A 22,018-nucleotide genomic window follows, 5' to 3' on the forward strand; every position below is an offset into this window, starting at 1 on the left:
TGCCGACGATGCCCGCATTGATTCGCATCCCCAGTGTTCTGCTGCTGTCTCTGGCCTGTGCCCAGGCCCTGGCGGCGGTGCCCGCCAAGGCGCCTGCACAGCCTGCGGTGACTGAGGAACTGGCGCTGGAACCGGTCCTGGCTGGCGAGTTCGCCCTGCAGGCGGGCAAGCTGGCCGAGGCCGCGCGCTGGTACCTGCAGGCCGCCCAGCAGACCGACGGCGACGCCGGCTTGGCCGAGCGGGCGACCCGCATCGCCATGCTGGCCAACGAGGATGATGCTGCGGCCAAGGGCCTGGCCCTGTGGCAGCAACGTGCGCCGCGCTCATTGGCGATGCGCAGCGCCGCCGGTGCGCTGGCGATGCGCCAGGGCGATGTGAAGGCCGCGCGCAGCGAGCTTCAGGCCTTGTTGCAGGACCCGGGGGATGAGGGCTGGAAGTTCGCCCTGGGCGCCTTGATCGGCGGTGGCCGCGATCCGGCCGTGCCGGCCCAGGTACTGGGCGACCTGGTCGATGCCAACGCCATTCCCCAGAAGATCGAGGCCTGGCAGGAGTTTGGACGCCTGGCGTTGCGCATGGAAAAGCCCGAGCTGGCGCGGCGCATGATCGATGAGGTGGTCAAGCGCTTCCCCGAGGAGCCGCGCGTCGCCTTGCTGCGCGCCAGCCAGCTGCAGCAGGCCGGGCAGACCGACCAGGCACTGTCGCTGCTGCGTGGGGTGGAACCGAAGACCCGTCAGGATCCGGAACTGCGCAATGCGGTGGCCATCGCCTATGACAGCCTTGGCCAGCCGGCAGCGGCCGAGCGCGTGCTGGCGGTCGGACCGCAGAATGTGCAGACGTGGGGGATGCGCGCGTCGCTGCTGGCCAAGCAGGGCGACAAGGCCGCGCTGTCCAATCTGTATAACGAACTGTCGCGGCAGGCGGCCAAGCCGGACCCGGCGCAGCGCCTGTTGCTGGGCAAGATCGCCGAGTACCTCAAGCGCTACCCGGAGGCGGTCAACTGGTATCACAGCGTTCCTGGCGGCGATGAGCTGAATGAAGCGCGCCTGCGCGCGGCCAATGCGCAGGGTCTGGCGGGCCGGCAGTCGCTGGCGCTGGATGAAGTGCATGCCATCCAGTCCGATGCCAGCGTGGATGACGATGTGCGGCGCGATGCGTATCTGCTGGAAGCCGAGCTGCGCCAGCGCGCTGACGACCTTCCCGGCGAGATCGATGCACTGGCCCGTGGCCTGGCTGCGTATCCGGACGAAAACGGTCTGTTGTATGCCCGTGCGCTGGCCTGGGAGCGCCGCGATGACATCGCCCGTGCCGAGGCCGACCTGCGCAAGATCCTGGTGACCGAGCCGGAGAACGTGCCGGCACTGAACGCACTGGGCTACACCCTGGCCGACCGGACCGGTCGCTACCAGGAAGCGCTCGAACTGATCGACCGCGCGCGCGTGGCCGAGCCGGACAACGCCGCCATCGTCGACAGCTATGGCTGGGTGCTGTATCGGCTGGGGCGCAACGCCGACGCGCTGGTGCAGCTGCGCCACGCCTGGACGCTTGCCAAGGATCCGGAAATCGCCGCCCACGTGGGCGAGGTGCTGTGGGTGCTGGGCAAGCACGATGAAGCCCGTCACTTCTTCGAGGAAGCGGCCAGGCTCGACCCTGAAAACCGCGCGCTGCTGCGCGCCCGCGAGAAATTCAATCCATGAGCGTTTCCACGATCCGGCCGTTGCTGCTGGTGGCCGTGACCCTGGCCCTGAGTGCCTGTACCACCGTTGGCCGGCAGAAAACGCCGGCGCCGGCCGTGGTCACCGCCGTTTCCGCCGAAGCGGCCGCCGCCGAGGCCGCGCGCGTGGACGCGCTGCGATCGGCGTCGGAGTGGAATTTCCAGGGCCGGGTGGCGGTCAGCAAGGGCAAGGATGGTGGCAGCGGCCGCATCGACTGGAAACAGGAAGGCCAACGCTATGTCGTCGAACTGAGCGCGCCGGTCACCCGCCAGAGCTGGAAGTTGAGCGGTGACAGCCATCATGAAGCCGGCCGTCTGGAAGGACTGGCCGGTGGTCCGCGAGACGGTGAAGACGCGCAGGCCCTGTTGCTGGAAGCTACCGGCTGGGACATCCCGGTCAACCAGCTGCCGGACTGGGTACGCGGCCTGGTCGCCGGCGACAGCGCTGGGCCGGAAAAGATCGAGCGTGATGCCGATGGCCGTCCGCGGCGCATGCAGCAGATGGGGTGGGTGATCCAGTATCTGGACTGGTATCCGGCCGAAGCAGGGCGTCCGGCCCTGCCGCGCAGGGTCGAGGCGGTCAATGGTGACGCCAAGGTGCGCCTGCTGGTCGACCAGTGGGGGCAGGGCGCGCCATGAACGCGCGGGTGGATGACGCGGGCTGGTCCTGGTGGCCGGCCCCGGCCAAGCTGAACCTGTTCCTGCATATCACCGGCCGCCGTGCCGACGGCTACCACGAGCTGCAGACCGTGTTCCGCCTGCTCGACTGGGGCGACCGGATCGGCCTGCACCTGCGTGAAGACGGCCAGGTGCGGCGGCAGGGCGATGGCCTGGCCGGTGTCGCGGAGGCGGATGATCTGGCGGTTCGCGCAGCGCGATTGCTCAAAGAGGTGGCGAATGTCGAGAAAGGTGTCGATATCGTCGTCGAAAAGCACGTTCCTGCGGGCGGCGGTTTCGGCGGCGGTTCGTCCGATGCGGCCACCGTGCTGGTGGTGCTGAACCGGCTCTGGGGCGCGGGGCTGGACGAAAATACGCTGGCGGCGCTGGGCTTGCGCCTCGGCGCCGATGTGCCGGTGTTCGTGCGTGGCCACAACGCCTGGGCCGAGGGGGTGGGCGAGCGGCTGCGGGCGATCACCCTGCCGCAGGCCTGGTATGTGGTCGTTGATCCGGGCGTTCATGTGCCGACCCCGCTGCTGTTCGCAGATCCGGATTTGACGCGCGACAGTCCACAGGCGAAAATAGAGGACTTCGCTTCCGGCTTGCTGGTCGGGAACGTGTTCGAACCGGTGCTGCGCCGCCGTGAGCCTGCCGTCGAGGCGGTGCTTGCTGCGTTGAGCGACATCGGCACGGCACGACTGACCGGTTCGGGAAGTGGTTGTTTCGTCGAGTTCGATTCGCAGGCTGCCGCCGAGCAGGGACGAGCGAAGTTGTCGAAGGAGTTGCGGGCAAGGGTGGCTGCGGGCGTTGCACGTTCGCCACTGCTGGATGCACTCGAGCAACACTGATTCATCAATGCAGGGGCGTCGCCAAGAGGCCCAAGGCACCAGGTTTTGATCCTGGCATTCGGAGGTTCGAATCCTCCCGCCCCTGCCAATGCGGCTGCGTCCGCGCCTTCCAGCGCATCACCTGCGCGGGACGTGGGAACAGCCGCGGTGTTGTCAGCAGCAGGGGCCGACGTGGTCCTTGCCGCTACCGGATCCCCGCCACTCGTCCCCGCCCGAGACAATCATGATGCAAGAGTCCCCGAACCTGCTGGTCTTTTCCGGCAACGCCAACAAACGTCTGGCGCAGAACATCTGCAAGGAACTGGGAGTCCGCCCGGGCAAGGCGCTGGTCTCGCACTTCTCCGATGGTGAAGTGCAGGTGGAAATCGAAGAGAACGTCCGCAAGCAGGACGTGTTCGTGATCCAGCCGACCTCGGCGCCGAGCGCGGAAAACCTGATGGAACTGCTGGTGCTGATCGACGCGCTCAAGCGCGCATCGGTGGCCAGCGTGACTGCCGTGGTGCCGTACTTCGGCTACTCGCGCCAGGATCGCCGCATGCGTTCCTCGCGCGTGCCGATCACCGCCAAGCTGGCGGCGAAGATGTTCAGCACCGCCGGCGCTGATCGCGTGCTGACCGTCGACCTGCACGCCGACCAGATCCAGGGCTTCTTCGATATTCCGGTCGACAACGTATATGCCTCTCCGCTGCTGCTGGCCGACATCTGGCGCGCCTACGGCACCGAGAACCTGATCGTGGTGTCGCCGGACGTGGGCGGCGTGGTCCGCGCCCGTGCAGTGGCCAAGCGCCTGGATGACGCCGACCTGGCGATCATCGACAAGCGCCGTCCGCGCGCCAACGTCTCCACCGTGATGAACATCATCGGTGACGTCGAGGGCAAGACCTGCGTGATGGTCGATGACATCGTCGACACCGCCGGCACCCTGTGCGCCGCTGCTGCTGCCCTGAAGGCGCGCGGTGCGCTGAAGGTCGCCGCTTACTGCACCCACGCGGTGCTGTCGGGCCCGGCGGTGGACAACATCACCAATTCCCAGCTCGATGAGCTGGTGGTGACCGACACCATCCCGCTGAAGGACGCCGCGCGGGTGTGCAGCAAGATCCGCCAGCTGAGCGTGGCGGAAATGCTGGCCGAAACGATGCGCCGCATCGCCTTCGGCGAGTCGGTCAGCTCGCTGTACGTGGATTGATTTTTCGTCCCCGCCGGCAACGGCAGGGACACACCGGGCGCTTCTGGTCGCGGAAGTGCCTTCAACCGCCAAGCCGGAAGGCAAGGCAACAACCGAGTAGTCGAAAATGTCGAAGACCCATGAAATCAAGGTCACCAAGCGTGAACTGCAGCGTAAGGGTGCGAGCCGCCGCCTGCGTACCGCTGGTGTGATCCCGGCAATCGTGTACGGCGGCAACGCCGAACCGGTCGCCATCAGCCTGGACCACAATGAAATCTGGCTGGCCCAGCAGAACGAGTGGTTCTATGCCTCGATCCTGGACCTGAACCTGGACGGCCAGGTGCAGAAGGTGCTGCTGCGTGACATGCAGCGCCATCCGTACAAGCAGCTGATCATGCACCTGGACTTCCTGCGCGTGAACGAGAACGAGAAGCTGACCGCTTCGGTTCCGCTGCACTTCATCAACGAAGACACCTCGCCGGCTGGCAAGGCTGCCGACGTCGTGGTCACCCACGAACTGAAGGAAGTGGCCATCAGCTGCCTGCCGAAGGACCTGCCGGAGTCGATCGAAGTCGACCTGGGCGAGCTGAAGGCTGGCGACGTGGTGTACCTGTCGGACATCAAGCTGCCGAAGGGCGTGGAAATCCCGGCGCTGGCGCTGGGCAAGGACCACGACGACGCCATCGTCACTGCCAAGCACGGCAAGCAGGACGCTGCCGACGCTGAAGAAGCAGCGGCCGAGTAATACCCCGCGGCGCCTGTCCTTCGGGGCAGGCGCCGTATCTGGATGGAACGATGGCAGGATTGCGACTGATCGTCGGTCTGGGCAACCCCGGATCGGAGCACGCCCGGACCCGGCACAATGCCGGGTTTCATTTCGTTGAGGCCCTGGCTGAAAAGGCCGGTGCGCGATGGAACGTGGACAGCAAGTTGTTTGGCGAGACTGCCAAGGTCGACATTGCCGGACAGACCGTGTGGCTGCTCAAGCCGGCCACCTTCATGAACCTCAGCGGCAAGTCGGTCACCGCCGCGCAGCGGTTCTGGAAGATCGAGCCGGAGGAAACCCTGCTGGCCCACGACGAACTGGACCTGGCGCCCGGCGTGGCGCGCTTGAAGTTCGACGGTGGACACGGTGGACAGAACGGTCTGCGTGACACCATCCGGTTGCTCGGCCACGGCAAGTTCCATCGCCTGCGCGTGGGCATCGGCCATCCCGGCCACAAGGATCGCGTGGTGGGCTGGGTGCTGGGACGTCCCTCCAAGGACGATGAAGTACTGATCTCGCGCGCCATCGACGATGCGATCGACGTGCTGCCGTTGGCGGTGCAGGGCGATTTCAGCGAAGCGATGAAGCGGCTGCACACCCCGAAATAGCCGGTAGTGCCGGCCGCTGGCCGGCAACGGGTGCCAACCGGCCCCGGTAGGTGCCAACCTTGGTTGGCACAGATGTTGATCGACGACACCGAGATGGATTGGCCAAGCGGCGCGTGCGCTGTTTCACCAATCACTTTCACCCCAGAGAGCTGTCACCCATGGGTATCAAATGCGGCATCGTCGGCCTGCCCAACGTCGGCAAGTCGACCCTGTTCAACGCGCTGACCAAGGCGGGCATCGCCGCGGCGAACTTCCCGTTCTGCACCATCGAGCCCAACGTCGGCATCGTGCCGGTGCCGGATCCGCGCCTGAACGAGCTGGCGGCGATCATCAACCCGCAGAAGGTCATCCCGACCGCGGTGGAGTTCGTCGACATCGCCGGCCTGGTGGCCGGTGCGGCCAGCGGCGAAGGCCTGGGCAACAAGTTCCTGGCCCACATCCGCGAAGTGGATGCGATCACCCACGTGGTGCGTTGCTTCGAGAACGCTGACGTCATCCACGTCAACAACAAGGTCGACCCGATCTCGGACATCGATACCATCGATACCGAGCTGGCCCTGGCCGATCTGGACAGCGTCGAGAAGGCACTGAACCGCGCCGAGCGTGCGGCCAAGGGCGGTGACAAGGACGCAGCGGCACGCAAGCCGGTGCTGGCCAAGCTGCAGGCTGCGCTGGCCGACGGCAAGGCCGGCCGTTCCGCTGGTCTGGACGAGGAAGAGAAGGCGCTGGTGCGCGATCTGTTCCTGCTGACCCTGAAGCCGGTGATGTACATCGCCAACGTGCTGGAAGACGGTTTCGAGAACAATCCGCACCTGGACGCCGTGCGCGCCCGTGCCGCCGAAGAAGGCGCGCAGGTGGTGCCGGTGTCGGCGGCGATCGAAGAAGAGCTGTCGCAGCTGGACGACGAAGACCGCGATACCTTCCTGGCCGACCTCGGCCTGAGCGAGCCGGGCCTGAACCGCGTGATCAACGCGGCTTACAGCCTGCTCGGCCTGCAGACCTACTTCACCGCTGGTGTGAAGGAAGTCCGCGCGTGGACGGTGCGCAAGGGCGCCACCGCGCCGCAGGCTGCCGCGGTCATCCACACCGACTTCGAGAAGGGCTTCATCCGCGCCGAAACCATCGCGTATGACGACTTCATCAAGTACAAGGGCGAAGCCGGTGCGAAGGAAGCGGGTCGCCTGCGCCTGGAAGGCAAGGAATACCGCGTGCAGGAAGGTGACATCCTGCATTTCCGCTTCAACGTCTGATCGACGCAGCGCAGTGATTGCCCACAGGACCCCGCAATGCGGGGTCTTGTTGTATCGGGCGCCTGTCAGAACGGGCGCACGACGACTGTGGCATTGCACGTTTCCGCTGCGGAAGCGCCAGCCCACTGCTGCGGGTGGCAGTGGACAGAAATTCACCACGCGTTGAAACGCTTGGCCTGCATGGCTCGCGGCTACTTGTCCACATCAAACCCCCACGGCTTTCCACGTGGCGTGTGGAAAACCGATGAGGCCACTGGACAAAAAACAGCCACGCCTTGAAACGCTTGCGGCGTAATGTTCAAGGCGGGTTGTCCACATCAAGTTCGCATCGCTTTCCACCTGTCGTGTGGAAAACACACACCTGCCCGCATTCTGGGTAGGCTGGACAAAAAATGACCAGTGCTGAAAACGCTTGTGGTGCATGGCTCATGGCCACTTGTCCACATCCAACCCCCATCGATTTCCACGCATGGTGTGGAAAACAACAAGGGGCCCGACGACGCATCGCCGGACCCCTCTCTGGGATCACCCGTCGCAGCGCTTACCAGCGGTAAGAGACACCCAGCTGACCGCTGGTATCGCGGAAGCCCATGCCGCCGGTCTGGTGGCTGATCTCACCCCAGCCGCGCCAGCCACCCGACAGATTCACCTGCACGCCGGCCTTGGCTTCGTAGATGTCACGCGGTAACTGCCGGCGCAGGCGTTCTCCATCCACCGCGATGGTCGCGTCGTTGCCACCGGACCACCAGTTCACCGCGACGAACGGCTGTACCTGCCCCTGGCGCTGCGTCAGCGAACGCGTGTACAGGCGCAGTCCCACACGCGTGGTGGTGCTGTCCTTGTCGCGCCCTTCAACCACCGTGCCGTTGGCCTCGACCACGCGGTCGGCGTCGTAGCGGCTGTGGATCACCTGCAGCTGCGGTTCCAGGTAGACACCGCGCTGGGCCGTGCGCTGCACGGGCAGCACGTAGCCCGCCTCGGCCGAACCGGTCCAGCTGTGCGAACGATAGTGCTCCTTCTGCAGCCCTTCGCCCTGCACGCTGTTGCGGAAACGCCCGTACTGCAGCCAGCCGTCCACATACGCACCGTGCTCCATCCGCGCGTCCTGCAACCAGGTGGCATACAGGCCCAGGCTGGTGCCGTTGACCACGCCGTGCGCGGTGTAACCGGTCACCTGCGAACGACTGTCATTGCGTGCCCGGCCCTGGCCAGCCATCACACCTGCCTGCAGCTGGCCGCCGGCATTGGCTTCGAAGCGACGACCGACGCCCAGCAGTACGCTGTTGAGTTCGCTGTCCACATCCACCTGGTGGCCGCGGCTGCCGGGCGCGCTGCTGCGCACCTGTGCCCATGCAATGGCGTCGCTGCCACCGTCGGTCGCAGCGGCAGGATCACCGCTGCGGTCGTACAGGCTGTGCCGGAACATGCCCAGCGCACTGCTCTGGTTGGCCATGTACACCGCCGGCTCCGGTCGCTCCACGCGCGGCGGGGTCGGCGGAAGCGGCGGATCGACCGGCGGGACCACTGGCGGATCGATCGGCGGATCGATCGGCGGAGTCGGCGGATCAATCGGCGGATCAATCGGTGGCTCCGGCGGGTCGGGCGGTTCCGGCGGATCGACCGGCGGTACGTATTCCGAGCGCAGGTACCAGTTGCCGTCGTTCGGCGTGGAGACGCCACCCTTGTACAAGAAGTAGTCGTAAGCGCCGGCCACCGCGCGTCCCTGCAGCGAGAACTGCGCATCGGACTGGCCGCCCACGCTGATCAGGCGGATGCCTTCGCTGGTCAGGGCGCCTGCGCCCCCTGCGTTGCGCACGCTGACGGAGGCGGTGCCACTGCTGTTGCCCTGGATCACCAGCTGGTCACCCAGCGAGGCATCGTCGCCCAGCGCGCGGTTGAACAGCCAGTGGCCATCGATGCCGACATAGTCGCCGGTGACGGTCAGGGTCTTGAAGTCGTCGGTGGTGGGGGCGACGAAGGCGATGGTGCCGGCATGGTCCAGCGAACCGACGCTGGAACTGGAACGCACGTTCCATTGGCTGCTGCCGTCCATCGCCAGCTGCGCGACCTGGTAGCCCGAATCGTTGCGCAGCGCGCCGTTGAACACGGTGCCGTTGCGCAGCGTCATCTGCACGTTGGCGGTGGCGCTGTCGACCACCACATCGCCGGTCAGGCGGCTGTTGTCGGCAGTGAACAGAATGTCTGCGGTGGCGACCGAGCTTCCGTCGGTGAACACCGTGTCGCTCACCCGCAGCAGGCGGCCACCGTCGAGGTTGCCCTGCTGGCGCGCGATGACATCGGTGTTGTTGAGCGTCAGCTCGTGGTTGCTGCCCTGCAGCCACAGCGCGGGGCCGTCCTGGGTCTGCAGGCTGCTGTTGTTGAACACCAGACGGTCCCAGTACGGCCCGAACACGGTGATGTAGGAGCGATAGGCACCCGAATTCGTGCCCTGCGCATGGATGCTCAGGTTGTCGGCGGTGAGCTTGGCCGTGTTCATCTGCACGATGCCGAACGAGGATGCACCCAGTGTGGTGATCGAGCCTCCGTCCAGCTGCGCATCGGCCGTGCTGCCGCCAAGGAAGACGCCGCCGCCGCCGGTGCCGTAAGTGGTGATGTCCAGGTTCTTGGCGCGGATGCGCGAGTAGGGCGTCGGTGGATTGCTGCCCGAGGCGCGCAGGCCGTAGACACCATCGCCGTGGGTATCGATGCTGCCGCCGGTGATCGTGGCGGTACCACCCCAGACGTCCACGCCATGGCCGTAGCCGTTGTCGCCATAGGTGCTGATCGTGGTATCGGTGAGGTCGGCCAGCGAGTCCGCGCCGGACAGCCAGATGCCGGAATAGCCGTCGCGTACGGTGAAGTGGGCACCGTTGGTGGTCAGCTTGGACCAGCTGTTGACGTTGACCCCGTAGCCGCCGACGGTTTCGAAACGGCCGCCGGTGATATCGGCGGTGGAGTACACGCGGTTGCCACTGTTGCCGAGCAAGCGGATGCTGCTGCCGCTGCTGCTGGCACTGCCGCCCACGATCTGCAGCCTGCCACCGTTGTCGATGTCGAAGTAGCCGTTGACCACGTCCACGTCGCGCAGCGAAAGCACGCTGCCGCTGCCGCTGGAGGACAGACGGCCGCTGTAGCCGCTGCTGGCTTCGGCGAAGGTCATCTCCAGCGATTCCAGCGACAGCAGCGCGCCACCCTCGGCGTACACCGCGCTGTTGGCACCGTTGTTGATCTCCGTACCGGTCACGTGCAGTTCGCTGCCACGCCCAGTGGAGTACAGAGCATGTCCGGCGCTGCTCACACTGCCGCCATTCAACCAGAGCTTGCCACCACCGGTGGCATTGACCGTGCCGTAGCCCGAACCGTTTCGGTAAGCATTGATGACCAGGTTGTTGGCCCGGATCACGCTACCCGCACCGCTGGCGTTCAGCGCATAGCCGACGGTGGTGCTGCCATTGCCGACCTGCAGGATGCCGCCCTCGATCACGACGCTGCCACCGGCGCTGGCAAGGATGCCGCTGCCGCCGCCGGTGCTCGAGATCCAGCTGCCATCGACCGTAATGGTGCTGCCCACACCGTTGGCCTCCAGCGCGTAGCCGCTTGCACTGTGCTGCAGGGTGTCGTCGGCGCCCAGCTGCAGGCTGCCACCATCGGTAACCTTCAACGGCCCCTGCAGTTCGGCCGCATGCACGGGCAGGGCGGCCCACAAGGCGCTGGCCAGCAGGCTGGGAATCAGGGGAAGGCGCGCAACGCGCGCGCAGGCGGGCGCACGGCGGCGCCGTTGGGGAGAGGCGTTCATGCTGTTGGATTCCTGTGGCAGGGCGCAGCGCGGCTGCGCGATCTGGCGCGGCAGGGCCGCGTCGCTGTGGAAACCGCGTGCGATGGCCGCTGCAGGCGCCATCCGGTTTCCCTCCCGCCGGTAACGCGATGACGATGGGACGTCGTCACCGTGGCGGGATGCATCCAGACTAGAAATCAGCCCTGTCCTATGGAATCAGGCGTTTCCTAAAGCACTTCGTGCCCGGCGCATGGGCCGGGCACGGTTCAGCGTTGTGGACGCCTCAGGCGAACAACGAGGCCTGCAGGCAGTACTCGATCAGCGCCTGGTCGCTGTCCACTCCCAGTTTGCGCATCGCGCTGATCTTCTGGGTGCTGACCGTCTTCGCGCTGCGCTGCAGTTGGCGGGCGATGTCGCCCACGCTCATGCCGCCGGTGAACAGGCGGATCACTTCCAGTTCCCGTGGGGAAAGGCGCGCCAGCACCACCGCGGCATCGGCCGGTTCCGCCGCGGCAACCGGCATCAGTCCGGGCGGGCGATAGATGCGGTCGGCCAGCACCGTGCGCAGCGCCTGCACCAGGCTGCCCAGGCCGTGGCTCTTGAGCACCACGCCGCCCGCGCCAGCGGCATACATGGCTGCCACCAGCGAAGGGTTGGAGACCATCGTCAATACCAGTACATGCGTGTCCGGGAAGCTGCGGCGCAGGAACGAGATCAGCTTGATGCCATCGCCGAAGCTGTCACCACCGGGCATGCTGTAATCGGTGATCACCGCATGGGGCTGGGTGCTCGTCATCAGCTCGATCAGGGTCGCCGGATCGGCGGCCTCGCCGACCACGTCCAGGTCCAGTTCGCCGGCCAGGACATCGCGGATGCCGGCAAGCACGATCGGGTGGTCGTCAGCGATGAGGATGCGGGTGGTCATGGCAGTGTCGGGTTGCGGGAAGGTGAGGGGGCGGCGACGTGCGTCAATGGTTCCAGCAGCCGCTGCAGGCGCCGTTGGAAATGGTCGAGCGCCCCGGCCAGCGCAGGCAGCGTGTCGCCGTCGCCGATCTGTTGTTCGATCTGCTGGCCGTGTGCCACCAGTGCCGGTGCGCCGACGATCACCAGTGCGCCGCGGATGCGGTGCAGCACCTGTGCCACGCGTTCGGGCGAGGCATCGCCGATCGCCCGCTGCAGGCTGTCCAGGTCGGCCTGCATGGTCTGCACGAACAACGCCTGCATCTTTTCCGGAACCTGCAGGGGAGCATCGGCCTGGTCGTTGCTGGGTTCGCTGTGCGGCCCGGCCGCAACCTGGGTCAGCAGGCGCTGCAGTGCTGCCAGGGTGATCGGCTTGACCAGCACCCCCTGCATCCCCGCCTCATGGCAGCGTTGCCGTTCGGCCGGGTCGGCGTTGGCGGTTGCGCCATGGATCGGTACGCCAACCCCCCGCGAGCGCAATGCACGGGACAGACCGTAACCATCCAGTCCCGGCATGTTGAGGTCGGTCAACACCAAGGCGAAGGGACGCTGCGGCCAATAGTGCAGGGCTTCATTGCCGTCACTGGCGACCACGGCGTGGCAGCCGAGCTGCTCCAGCTGGCCACGCAATATCGCTTGGTTGATCGGGTTGTCTTCGGCGACAAGTACCTGCAGCCCGAACCTGCGTGGCGCCGGCAGACGCCCGTTGACCTCGGCGGTCAGTGCCCGCCCGGCCGCAGCCGCCAGCGCCATCACGATCGCATCCAGGCGATGCACGCCAACCTGCCAATGCCCCTGAACGTGCTGGGGCTGCATTCCGCCTTCGCGACAGGCCACCACCTGCGGTCCACTCCACGCAGGCGCACCCTCGTCCAGCACAAGGTCGAGCATCACCGTGGCAGGGTCGGCAAGCGCCGGCGCATCGTCGCGGTGCACGCTGGCCTGTGCGCCACGCTGCTGCAGCCGATCGCATATCGATTGTGCAAACTCGCGAACGCTGCCGCGAACCTGCACCGGCAGCCCTGCCGGCAACCGCGGTGAGGCCGCCTGCAGCGGATCGGGTATTGCCTCAGGCAGCGGCAGTTCGACCGAGAAACTGCTGCCCAGGCCGCTTTCGCTGACCACCCGCAGGTGGCCGTCCATCATCGCGGTCAGGTGTGCACAGATCGCCAGGCCCAGTCCGGTGCCACGCATGGCATCGGTGCCCGGGTTGGCCTGGAAGAACGGTTCGAACAGATGTGCCTGGTGCTCGCTGGCGATGCCGATGCCGGTATCGGCCACCTGCCAGCGCAGCCAGCAGCGATCGTCGACGTGCTGTGCACCCAGGCGCACCACGACCCGACCGCTGTCGGTGAACTTCAGCGCATTGCTGATCAGGTTGTTGAGGATCTGGCGGATGCGCGCGGCATCACCATTGACCGCAGCCGGCACGTCCGGGTCGATGCAGGCGTAGAACTGAAGGCCCTTGTGCGCGGCGGCTGCGGCGTAGGAGTCCAGTGCGTCCTCGGTCAACCGCACCGGATCGAACGCGCCGGGTTCCAGGCTCAGTTGGTCGGCCTCGGCCTTGCTGACATCCAGAATGTCGCTGATCAGCTGCATCAATGTCGATGACGAGCGCTGGATCGTGTCCAGGTAGTCCTGCTGGCGCGCATCCAGCGGGGTCAGGCCAAGCAGTTCCAGCGTGCCGAGCACACCGTACAGCGGGGTGCGTATCTCATGGCTCATGGTGGCCAGGAACTGGCTTTTGGCGCGATTGGCCTGGTCGGCCGCACGCCGTGCCTGCTGCAGCACCTGCTCGGCCTCGTGCTGGCTGCTGAGGTCGATGAACAGGCACAGCACAGCGGGTTCGCCGCGATAGCGCGCGGGCGTGGCGGTGATCAGCAGGTGGCGGTTGTCCGGCGTGGTGTAGGCCAGGCCGTCGCCCGTGGCGGTGCCGCCGGCGGCGAGCACGCTGCGTCGCCAGGGCCCGTGCCAGCCACCCTCGTCGTGGTCTTCCCCCAACCACTGACGCGCCAGCGCGTTGTCCAGCAGCACGCGGCCATCGGTGCGACGCAGCAGGCACAATCCGATCGGTGCGTTGTCGAGGATGGTACGGCTGAAGGCTTCGCTTTCCAGCAACCGCGCATGGTTGCGGCGCAGGGGTTCGATCACCGAACGCCGGTAGGCACGCAGGATCAGCACGCCACCGGTGGCCAGCAGCAGTGCCACCACCATGCTGCCCAGCAGGGGCCCGCGCGGGTGCTGGAACACCTGTTGCCAGCCCACGTGATACACCGCCAGCCAGCCGTGTTCGCTGCGCATGCGGAACAGCAGGCCGTCCAGTCCCGCGCGCCAGGACGTAGCGGCGCGGCTGGCATCGCTGGCATCACCGAGCAGCAGGCGGCCGTTGCCATCGAACAGTGACATCCGTTCGAACACCGGCGCACCCATCACCTGGCGGTAGTCATCGACGCGGCCGGGATCCAGCAGGCAGGCCACGGCGGCCAGTGACTCGTCCTCGTTCTCGCCCCACAGGCGGGCATCCTGCGGCGCGTGCGCGATGGCAAGCAGCCGGGTCTGGCCTTCGCGCCAGGCCACCGGTGTCCAGACCACGCTGCCGCGGCGCAGCGCTGGACGTTCGCGCAGGACCTGGTGGATGGCGGCCAGTGCCGGATGCAGGTGATGCGGGCTGCTCTGGCCCGGATCACCACGCGTTGTCTGGATCGGCGCAAGCAGGCCACGGCGGCCCTGGCCATCGACCAGCAGGCATTGCGGAGGCGGAAACCGGGAAGCCGCCCAGAAGGCGCCGTAGAAACGCAGGAAGCGGTCGCCCAGTTCGTCCGCTGCCTGTGCCGAAGCGCCGCTGTCGGCACCGATCCGGGCGAAACTGGCGAACAAGGGGCTGGGCGGCGCACGCGAGGCAGATTCGTCCACTGGCTGCCCGCGACTGCCCACGTCATGCAGGCGCCATTGCCGCAGGAAGCGGTCCTGTTCCTGCAGCGTGCCGTCCAGGCGACGGAAGTGATAGCGGATCTTGCTCTGTTCTTCGTTGAACAGCTGGCTGCCGGTGGACAGCAGCAGGCCGGCCTGCAGGGTTGCCAGCACCACCACGCCAATCAGCAGGGCATGTACGCGCAGGGAGCGGCGGGCGAGTCGGCGTACGGGAGCGGCCTCGGCCGGCATGGGCAGGTCTCGGAGCAGTAGGCGGTCGATGGCGGCCCGAAGGGCCCGGGGCACGGCCGGTACCGCCGCGCAGAGAGGATCGTCAATGACTCTTGATGGGATTGTGAAGCCTTTCAGCCTCGACTGTCAGCGCGATGCTGCACGGCTGCCGCGCGCGCCCTCATCCGGAGCATCTTCGTCCAGCAGTCGAGTGAAGTCGTCCGAGGGCAGCGCCTGCGAAATCAGGAAGCCCTGCACCTGGTTGCAGCCGAGCTGGCGCAGCGCGGCCAGATCGGCATCGCTCTCCACGCCTTCGGCAACGATGGTCAGGCCGAGCTGGTTGGCCAGCGCGATCACGGTGGTCAAGGTCAGGTGCAGGGCGGGATCACGCGCGCAGCCGCTGACCAGCGCACGATCGATCTTGACCTCGGTGAAGGGGGTGTTGACCAGGTTGTGCACCGAGCTCAGGCCTTGGCCGAAGTCGTCCTGGGCCAGGCCGAACCCCTTCATCCGCAACCGGCACGCGCCTGCATAGAAGTCGCTGACGTGGCGGGTGGTGCTGTTCTCCATCAGTTCGAAGCACAGGTCAGCCGGGTTGCCGCCGGCGGCCAGGGTCAATGCCAGCAGCTCATCGGGAAGATCGGACTGCTCCAGCAGATGCGGCGGCAGGTTGATCGATACCGGCACGCGGAATCCCTGGGAGCGCCAGCGCGCCTGCGCCTGGATGCTGGCGGTGAGCATCGCGCGCAGCAGTTCGCCCTCCAGGCCATGGCGGCACAGTGCCGGCAGGAAGCTTCCAGGCGCCAGTGTTCCGAGCTGCGGATGGCGCCAGCGCACCAGTGCCTCGGCGGCAACCACGCGCCCGGACTGCAACGATTTCTTCGGCTGGAACCAGGCAGTCAGGCTGCCGTCGGCCAGCGCCTGCCGCAGCTGCACCGCGTCCGGCTCGGGTGTCAGCGCGGCCGGGCTGGTGCGCACGGCTGGCCGGGTCTGCGCCAGTGCATCGAGCAGCGCATCGACATCGCTGGCGGCGACCGGCTTGGCCAACAGCCCGACCACGTCCAGGCCCAGTGATTCAGCCATCAACCGTGCCGAACTCATCATCCGCCGCGAGGCTGCGCTGACCACGGCAAGCCGAGGCGGACGCGGCTGCGCGGCCAGTGCCTGGATGAACTGGATGCCATCCTGGCCGGGCATCAACAGATCGCTCACCACCAGGTCATAGGCCTGGCAGGCACACAGGGCGATAGCCGCGTCCACATCTTCGCAGGCGTCGACCTGCACGCCGGCGCGCGCGCTGAACAGATTGACGAGATAGCCGCGTTGGAACGGCTGGTCTTCCAGGATCAGGACACGGCGGGTCATGCGGGATCTCCTTGGCGAACGGCGGAAAGCGCCTGACGCAGGCGTGCGATGTCGATGGGTTTGCTCAGATAGCCCTGCATGCCACTGGCCAGGCAGCGCTCGCGCTCCTCGGCGGTAGCGTTGGCGGTGGCGCCGATCACCGGCAGCAGAACGCCCTCCGCCCGCAGCCGGCGCGCCAGGGTGTGGCCGTCCATGCGCGGCATGTTGATGTCGGTGACCACCAGGTCGAAGTCATGGGTCTGGCACAGCTGCAACGCCTCGACCCCATCCTGCGCAAGCTCCACCTCGCAGCCCAGGGCCTGCAGCTGTTCGGCCAGGATCACCCGGTTGATGGGATTGTCTTCCACGGCCAGCACCCGTAGTCCCAGCGGGCCTGGCTGCACATCGCGCGCTGCGGTCGGCAGCGTTGCGCATTGGCGCTGCTGGCGTGCCACCGCCAAGGCGATCGAGGACATGCCATGCAGGGTGACCAGCAGCGCGCCATCGGCGGCAGGTGCCGGTTGGTCGCCACCATCGATCGAGGCCAACACCCGCGGTCCCTGCCAGGCCAACGGCTGTTCCGCCTCGCCATCCATCAGGATCGCGCCGGCGTGGTCGAGCAGGGCAGGATCGCCCCGCAGCGGCTGCGCATTGGCACCCCAGCGGCGCAGCCAGCCACAGGCACTATCGACCAGCTCGCGATCGCGGCCGCGCACGTACACCGGCGGTTCGGCCAGCAACGCGGGGCCATCCTCGGTCGCGGCCAGCACCGGCAAGGGCAGGCGCACGGTGAAACTGCTGCCCAGTCCCGGCTCGCTGACCACGCGCAGTTCGCCACTCATCAAGCGCACCAGACGATCGCTGATCGACAGGCCCAGCCCGGTGCCCTGCGCACTGGCAGCGCCACGGACCTGACGGAAGGGCTCGAACAGGCGTGCCTGTTCCTCGGTGGCGATGCCCACGCCGGTATCGGTGACCTGCCAGGCCAGCACGCTCGACTCGCCTTCGCGCTGCACCAGTCGTGCGCGCAGCACCACCCGGCCATGCTCGGTGAACTTGATGGCATTGCTGAGCAGGTTGCCGAGCACCTGGCGGATCCGGTCGGCATCACCGAGCACCCGTGTCGGCAACCGGGGATCGGTGCAGACCAGTACCTGCAGGCCCTTGCGCGTCGCCGCAGCGGCGAAGCTGCGCAGCACGCTCTCGGTCAGCTCGCGCGGCGAGAACGATGCCGGCTCCAGGCTCAGCTGGCCCGACTCGATCTTGGACACATCCAGCACGTCGCTGATCAGTTGCAGCAGCACCGACGAGGAACTCTCGATGGTGCGCAGGTACTGCGACTGGCGCGCATCCAAGGGCGTGCGGCCGAGCAGTTCCAGCGTGCCAAGCACCCCGTACAGCGGCGTGCGGATCTCATGGCTCATGGTCGCCAGGAACGCGCTCTTGGCCTGGTTGGCGGCGTCGGCCGCCTGCCGCGCCGAGGACAGCGCCGCCTGCGCCTGGCGATGGCGTGAGATGTCATGGAACACGCACAGCAGCACGTCGTCATCCTGGTAACGGCAGGCCGCATGCAGTACCTGCAGCTGGCGACCGTCGCGTGCGGTGAACTCCAGCCCGCGACCGCGTTCGCCGGCATGCCCGCGCCACGGTGCCTGCCAATCGCTGTCCGTGCCTTCCTCGCCCAGCCAGTCGCGCAGCAGCTGGTTGGACAGCAGCAGCTGGCGGTCGCTGCGGCGCAGGACACAGATGCCGACCGGCGCCAGGTCGATCACGGTGGAACTGAAATCCAGGCTTTCCAGCAGTCGTCGGTGCTGCAGCAGGGCCGGCTGGATCAACTGGCGGTCGACACGATGCCGCAGCAGGCGCAGCGCGATGCCCGCCAGCAGCAGCAACGCACTGCTGATCAGCAGCGAGGTCGCCATGTCGCCGAGCAGCAGGCGTGGAGGCAGGTGATAGACCAGCCGCCAGCCGTCATTGCCTACGCCCTTCACCAAGGCCACGCCGCGTGGCAGGCCTGTGCTCCAGAGCACGCCGAAACTGTCGTCCTGGCGCTGCTGCAGTGCTTTCCAGCCTGCGCTGTCCAGGCGCGGAGCCAGGCTCGACAGGGCGGGCTGCCCGTCGCGGTCCAGCAGGGCGTAGCCGCCGATGCCCTGGCCATCGATCATGTCCGAGGCGGCCGCACTGTCCAGCAGCAGCATCAACCACTGGCCCGGTTGCGGTCCGGCCTGTACCGGTTGTGCCAGGGCGACCCCGGCGTCGCCCGCGCGCAGCCAGTACACCGGGTCGGTACCGGCAGGCGTGCCGCTGCGCTGCTGCAGTACATGCAGCGTGGGCAGGCCGGCGATGTCCACGTCGGCCTGGCCGCCGGCCAGCCAATGCGTTCCCTGCGCGTCGACCAGCAGCAGATGGGTCTGCAGGGTCTGCAGCGTGTGTTCTGCGCGTGGGGACAGCAGCAGGCGCTGGCCCGGCTTTCCACCCGGCCCGTCCAACGGCAGCTGGCGTACGCCCTCGCTGGACGGCGCTGACGGATCACCCACCACCACCGAATCGCCCAGATAGCGCAGCAGGGCCTCACGCTGGTCGAAGTAGATCTGCGCCCTGTACGCGGCGGCATTCATGTCGCGGCGGTGGCTGGAGATATCTTCGGTCAACGCGGTCAGCAGGTAGAAGCCGGTGGCGGCAGCCAGGCACAGGAACACACACACCGTCAGCCAGCGCAGCAGCACCGAGGCGGTGGTCGGCGGTGCGACCAGGGGCAGGGAAGGGCGAGGGAATCGGAACATGCACCGATCCTAGGGAGGACGGTCACCCGCCCGGAATCAGCCATGTCCTAAAAAGCGGCGCGCCCGCCGTGGAGGCCGCCGCCGGCGGGGAACCGTTCAGGCTGGGGCAGCGGCAGGCGGTCAAAAAAAGACCCCCGCCGAAGCGGGGGTCTGTGGCGAGCCAGCAGCAGGGCGTCCTTACAGCGCGCTGCCACCGAACTTGTGGGTGTACTGCAGGTTGATGGTACGGCCGACGCTGTCGAACCAGGACACGTCGTAGTACGGGTACGCCGTATAGGTCTTGTCCTTGGGCGGCATCTTGTTGAACACATTGACCACCGACAGCGACAACCGCGAGTGATCGTCGAAGCGGTACTGCAGCGAAGCGTTGTAGCGGTAGGTCGCCTTGATCCACGGGCTGTCGCCGCTTTCCTCGTCGAACACCTGGTCGTAGCTGTCCGAGGTCGGCAGCTTGCCCAGGCGCGAGCCGTACACGGTGGCCGACCAGGCGTCCTTTTCCCAGGTCACGCTGACGCTGGTCTTGGTGCGGGGAATATCGAAGCCGCTGTTGATCGCGAACTGGTCTTCGGTCACATCGCCGGCATAGCGCTGGAAGTCATGCTTCTTCACCCAGGTGTGGGTGCCATTGAAGATGAAGTCGCCGATGCCGGTCTGCAGGCGGTAGCGCAGGCCGACGTCGATGCCAGAGGTGGACTCGCGCGCCACGTTGATCGGATTGACGTGCACACCGTACAGACGGCCGTCGGCGGTGCGGGTGATGCGGGCCAGGGCATCCACGCAGGTCGGCGAGCCGATGTCGGCGCTGCCCAGCCGGCAGTTCGCTTCGTTGGCCAGGATCGTACGCACGTCCATGTCCTGCACCTGGTCGCGCATGTCGATGTTGAACCAGTCGGCCGACAGATCCAGGCCGGTGGCCGGCGACCACACGAAGCCCGCGCTCCAGGAGGTGCTGGTTTCCGGTTCCAGCTCGCGGTTGCCACTGCGGCTGCGGATCACGTTGCGCTCGTAATCGGCGCAATCATCGGCGGCGTCGGCGCGGCAGTTGTACAGATCTTCCGCGCTGGTCTCGTCGTTGCCCGGGCCGGCGAACACATAGTGCAGATCCGGCGCACGGAACGCGGTGCCGTACGAGCCGCGCACCAGCAGCGTGTCGATCGGGCGCCATTCCAGGCCGCCGCTCCAGGTCGCCTTGCCGATGGTGTGGCCCGAATAGCGATACTGGTCGTAACGGCCGGCCACGCTCAGGTTGACCGTCTCATGCAGCGGCATGCGCAGCTCGGCGGCAGTCGCCCAGCGGTTGCGCGAGCCCTTGCCGTCCGAATCCTTCCAGCTGTAGTAGTAATAGCCGGTCGCCAGCGGGTCCGGGTTGAGCGCGTAGGCCTGCTGGCCCACTTCCACCGTCGCGGCAAAGCCGGCATCGCCACCGGGCAGGGTGAACAGCGACCCATTGGTCAAGGTCAACGCAGCCGTCTCGGTGCGCGACTTCGGCGTATAGGTGGTGCGTGCGGCGATCGAATCGTACTCGGCACGGGTCAGCGGCCGGTACAGGCGCGACGGATCGGCGTTGTAGATCGGGAAGCCGTCCTCGTCCTCGCCTAGCTGCGGGCCCAGGAACAGGTCGTTGGCCTTGGATGCGATGATCTGCGCCCAGCTGATCCGCGACTGGTACTGCGAATGGCTCAGTGCTGCTTCGTAGTCCCAGTTGCCGGTCAGGTTGCCCTTGAAGCCGGTGGTCACGCTGAAGGTCTTCTGCGTGCTGCGCACCATCGCATTGTCCAGCCCGCCCATTTCCTCGGGCGAGAACTGGCGCTGCCAGAACTCGATCTCGCCGGTGGCTTCATTGTTGAAGTAACCCGACTCATCGCCGTCGGCGGCCATGCGGCCCCACTTGGTGACATCGCGCATCAGCGACATCGTGTGGTAGCCCAGCTGCACGTCGGCGAACCACTGCTGGCCGTTGTCGAAGTCGTAGCTGAGCGAGGCATAGCCGTTGGTGCCGCGGCGCTTGCTGAGGATCGTGCCGTAGCCGATCGAGCTGTCGCTGCCGCAGTAGTAGCCGTAGCGCGGACGGAACGCGCGGTAGGTGCTGCCCTGGTTCTGCCCGGCCAACGCCTCGCAGGTCGCCGCGCCCGGGTCCAGGTAGTCATCGTTGTAATCGGTGCGCAGGTAGGAACGACGGGCGATGCGCGCGCCTTCGGTCGGGCCGTCCTGCGTCGAGTCCTGGATGTCGCGGTCGTAGGCCCACAGCGGCGTCTGCGACTGCAGTTCGACGCTGTACACCGCGTTGAAGTTGCCGCTGCTGAAGCCGCTGGCCAGGCTCATGTCGAACGACTCACCACCGCCTTCGGTGGTGGTGCCCATGCGCATGTCGATGGTGGTGCCATCGGCCTTCTTCTTCAGGATGAAATTGACCACGCCGGCGATTGCATCCGAGCCGTAGATCGCCGACGCGCTGCCGGTCAGCACTTCAATGCGGTCGATCATGCCCAGCGGAATGTTGGACACATCGGTGAAGTTGCTGCGGCCCTTGAACGGCATCGGGAAGTCGGCGATGCGACGGCCGTTGACCAGCACCAGGGTGTGGTTCGGGCCCAACCCGCGCAGGTCGACCTGCTGCGCACCCGGCGAGAAATCGGCCCCTCCGGAGGATTGCTGGCTCTGCGTCTCACCGCCGTTCTGGGTCATCGCGCGCAGCACGTCCGGCACGGTGGTGAAGCCGCTGGAGCGGATCTGCTCTGCGTTGATGACAGTGATCGGCGCCGGTCCTTCCACCTGGGCGCGCGGGATGCGTGAGCCGGTCACCTGTACCGCATCCAGCTGTTGTACCGAAGAGGAAGCGGGAGTCTGTGCCGCCGCCGAAGCAGCAACGCCCATCAACGCCAGCTGGATCGACCACGCCATCGCCTGTCTACGCATGAGAAATTCTCGGAAGTAATGCCGGCCCACAGAGGAGGGGCCCTGTCCCCCATTCACATTTCAGGAATGGGCGCGCGCATTTAACGCCTTTTTC

The 22,018-nt window shown here is 66.8% G+C and carries 13 protein-coding genes and 1 tRNA gene; 8 read left to right on the plus strand and 6 right to left on the minus strand.

The genetic code is table 11. The annotated features are described in order from the left end of the window. Nucleotides 1-8: 8 nt before the first annotated feature. The 8 genes from AC07UW_RS00890 (at nucleotide 9) to ychF (ending at nucleotide 7,005) form a co-directional block, all read left to right on the plus strand. Nucleotides 9-1,694 (plus strand): tetratricopeptide repeat protein, encoded by a 1,686-nt coding sequence (locus tag AC07UW_RS00890; RefSeq protein ID WP_495211239.1) that lies wholly within the window; start codon nucleotides 9-11, stop codon nucleotides 1,692-1,694. Continuing rightward, nucleotides 1,691-2,350 carry a lipoprotein insertase outer membrane protein LolB gene (gene lolB, locus AC07UW_RS00895; RefSeq protein WP_495211240.1) on the plus strand — a complete coding sequence of 220 codons (660 nt, stop codon included), beginning with the start codon at nucleotides 1,691-1,693 and terminating at the stop codon, nucleotides 2,348-2,350. Before AC07UW_RS00890 ends, lolB begins: the two co-directional genes overlap by 4 nt. Then, nucleotides 2,347-3,216 (plus strand): 4-(cytidine 5'-diphospho)-2-C-methyl-D-erythritol kinase, encoded by an 870-nt coding sequence (gene ispE, locus AC07UW_RS00900; RefSeq protein WP_495211241.1) that lies wholly within the window; start codon nucleotides 2,347-2,349, stop codon nucleotides 3,214-3,216. The genes lolB and ispE overlap by 4 nt, the downstream gene beginning before the upstream one ends. A gap of 11 nt (nucleotides 3,217-3,227) precedes the next feature. Next, nucleotides 3,228-3,304: transfer RNA gene (locus tag AC07UW_RS00905), tRNA-Gln, on the plus strand. Between the two features lie 138 nt (nucleotides 3,305-3,442). After that, the gene (locus AC07UW_RS00910; RefSeq protein ID WP_025879147.1) at nucleotides 3,443-4,402 is read left to right on the plus strand and encodes a ribose-phosphate diphosphokinase; all 960 of its coding nucleotides are present in this window, start codon (nucleotides 3,443-3,445) and stop codon (nucleotides 4,400-4,402) included. Nucleotides 4,403-4,508: 106 nt separating this feature from the next. Next, a complete protein-coding gene (locus AC07UW_RS00915; RefSeq protein WP_223494303.1) occupies nucleotides 4,509-5,126 on the plus strand; it encodes a 50S ribosomal protein L25/general stress protein Ctc in 618 nt (205 codons plus the stop codon). 50 nt (nucleotides 5,127-5,176) lie between these two features. After that, on the plus strand, nucleotides 5,177-5,755 hold the full coding sequence (gene pth, locus AC07UW_RS00920; protein ID WP_089238967.1) for an aminoacyl-tRNA hydrolase: 579 nt from the start codon (nucleotides 5,177-5,179) through the stop codon (nucleotides 5,753-5,755). Nucleotides 5,756-5,913: 158 nt separating this feature from the next. Further along, a complete protein-coding gene (gene ychF, locus AC07UW_RS00925) occupies nucleotides 5,914-7,005 on the plus strand; it encodes a redox-regulated ATPase YchF (protein ID WP_089238969.1) in 1,092 nt (363 codons plus the stop codon). Nucleotides 7,006-7,546: 541 nt separating this feature from the next. On the opposite strand, the gene AC07UW_RS00930 is transcribed toward ychF, so the two are convergent. From AC07UW_RS00930 to AC07UW_RS00955, 6 genes are all read right to left on the minus strand, one after another. Further along, nucleotides 7,547-10,801: an autotransporter family protein gene (locus AC07UW_RS00930; protein ID WP_495211242.1), complete on the minus strand. Its 3,255-nt coding sequence runs from the start codon at nucleotides 10,799-10,801 to the stop codon at nucleotides 7,547-7,549. Nucleotides 10,802-11,063: 262 nt separating this feature from the next. Then, nucleotides 11,064-11,705, minus strand: coding sequence for a response regulator (locus AC07UW_RS00935; RefSeq protein ID WP_025879152.1), 642 nt, complete (start codon nucleotides 11,703-11,705; stop codon nucleotides 11,064-11,066). Next, nucleotides 11,702-14,902 carry a hybrid sensor histidine kinase/response regulator gene (locus AC07UW_RS00940; RefSeq protein ID WP_495211243.1) on the minus strand — a complete coding sequence of 1,067 codons (3,201 nt, stop codon included), beginning with the start codon at nucleotides 14,900-14,902 and terminating at the stop codon, nucleotides 11,702-11,704. Before AC07UW_RS00940 ends, AC07UW_RS00935 begins: the two co-directional genes overlap by 4 nt. 126 nt (nucleotides 14,903-15,028) lie before the next feature. Beyond that, a complete protein-coding gene (locus AC07UW_RS00945; protein ID WP_025879154.1) occupies nucleotides 15,029-16,246 on the minus strand; it encodes an EAL domain-containing response regulator in 1,218 nt (405 codons plus the stop codon). Next, complete coding sequence (locus AC07UW_RS00950; protein ID WP_495211244.1) at nucleotides 16,243-19,008, minus strand: response regulator; 2,766 nt, start codon at nucleotides 19,006-19,008, stop codon at nucleotides 16,243-16,245. Before AC07UW_RS00950 ends, AC07UW_RS00945 begins: the two co-directional genes overlap by 4 nt. A gap of 177 nt (nucleotides 19,009-19,185) precedes the next feature. Further along, nucleotides 19,186-21,924, minus strand: a complete 2,739-nt coding sequence (locus AC07UW_RS00955) for a TonB-dependent receptor plug domain-containing protein (RefSeq protein WP_495211245.1) — start codon at nucleotides 21,922-21,924, stop codon at nucleotides 19,186-19,188. Nucleotides 21,925-22,018 lie beyond the last annotated feature (94 nt).

Source organism: Stenotrophomonas sp. GW821-FHT02D01 (genome assembly GCF_059421765.1).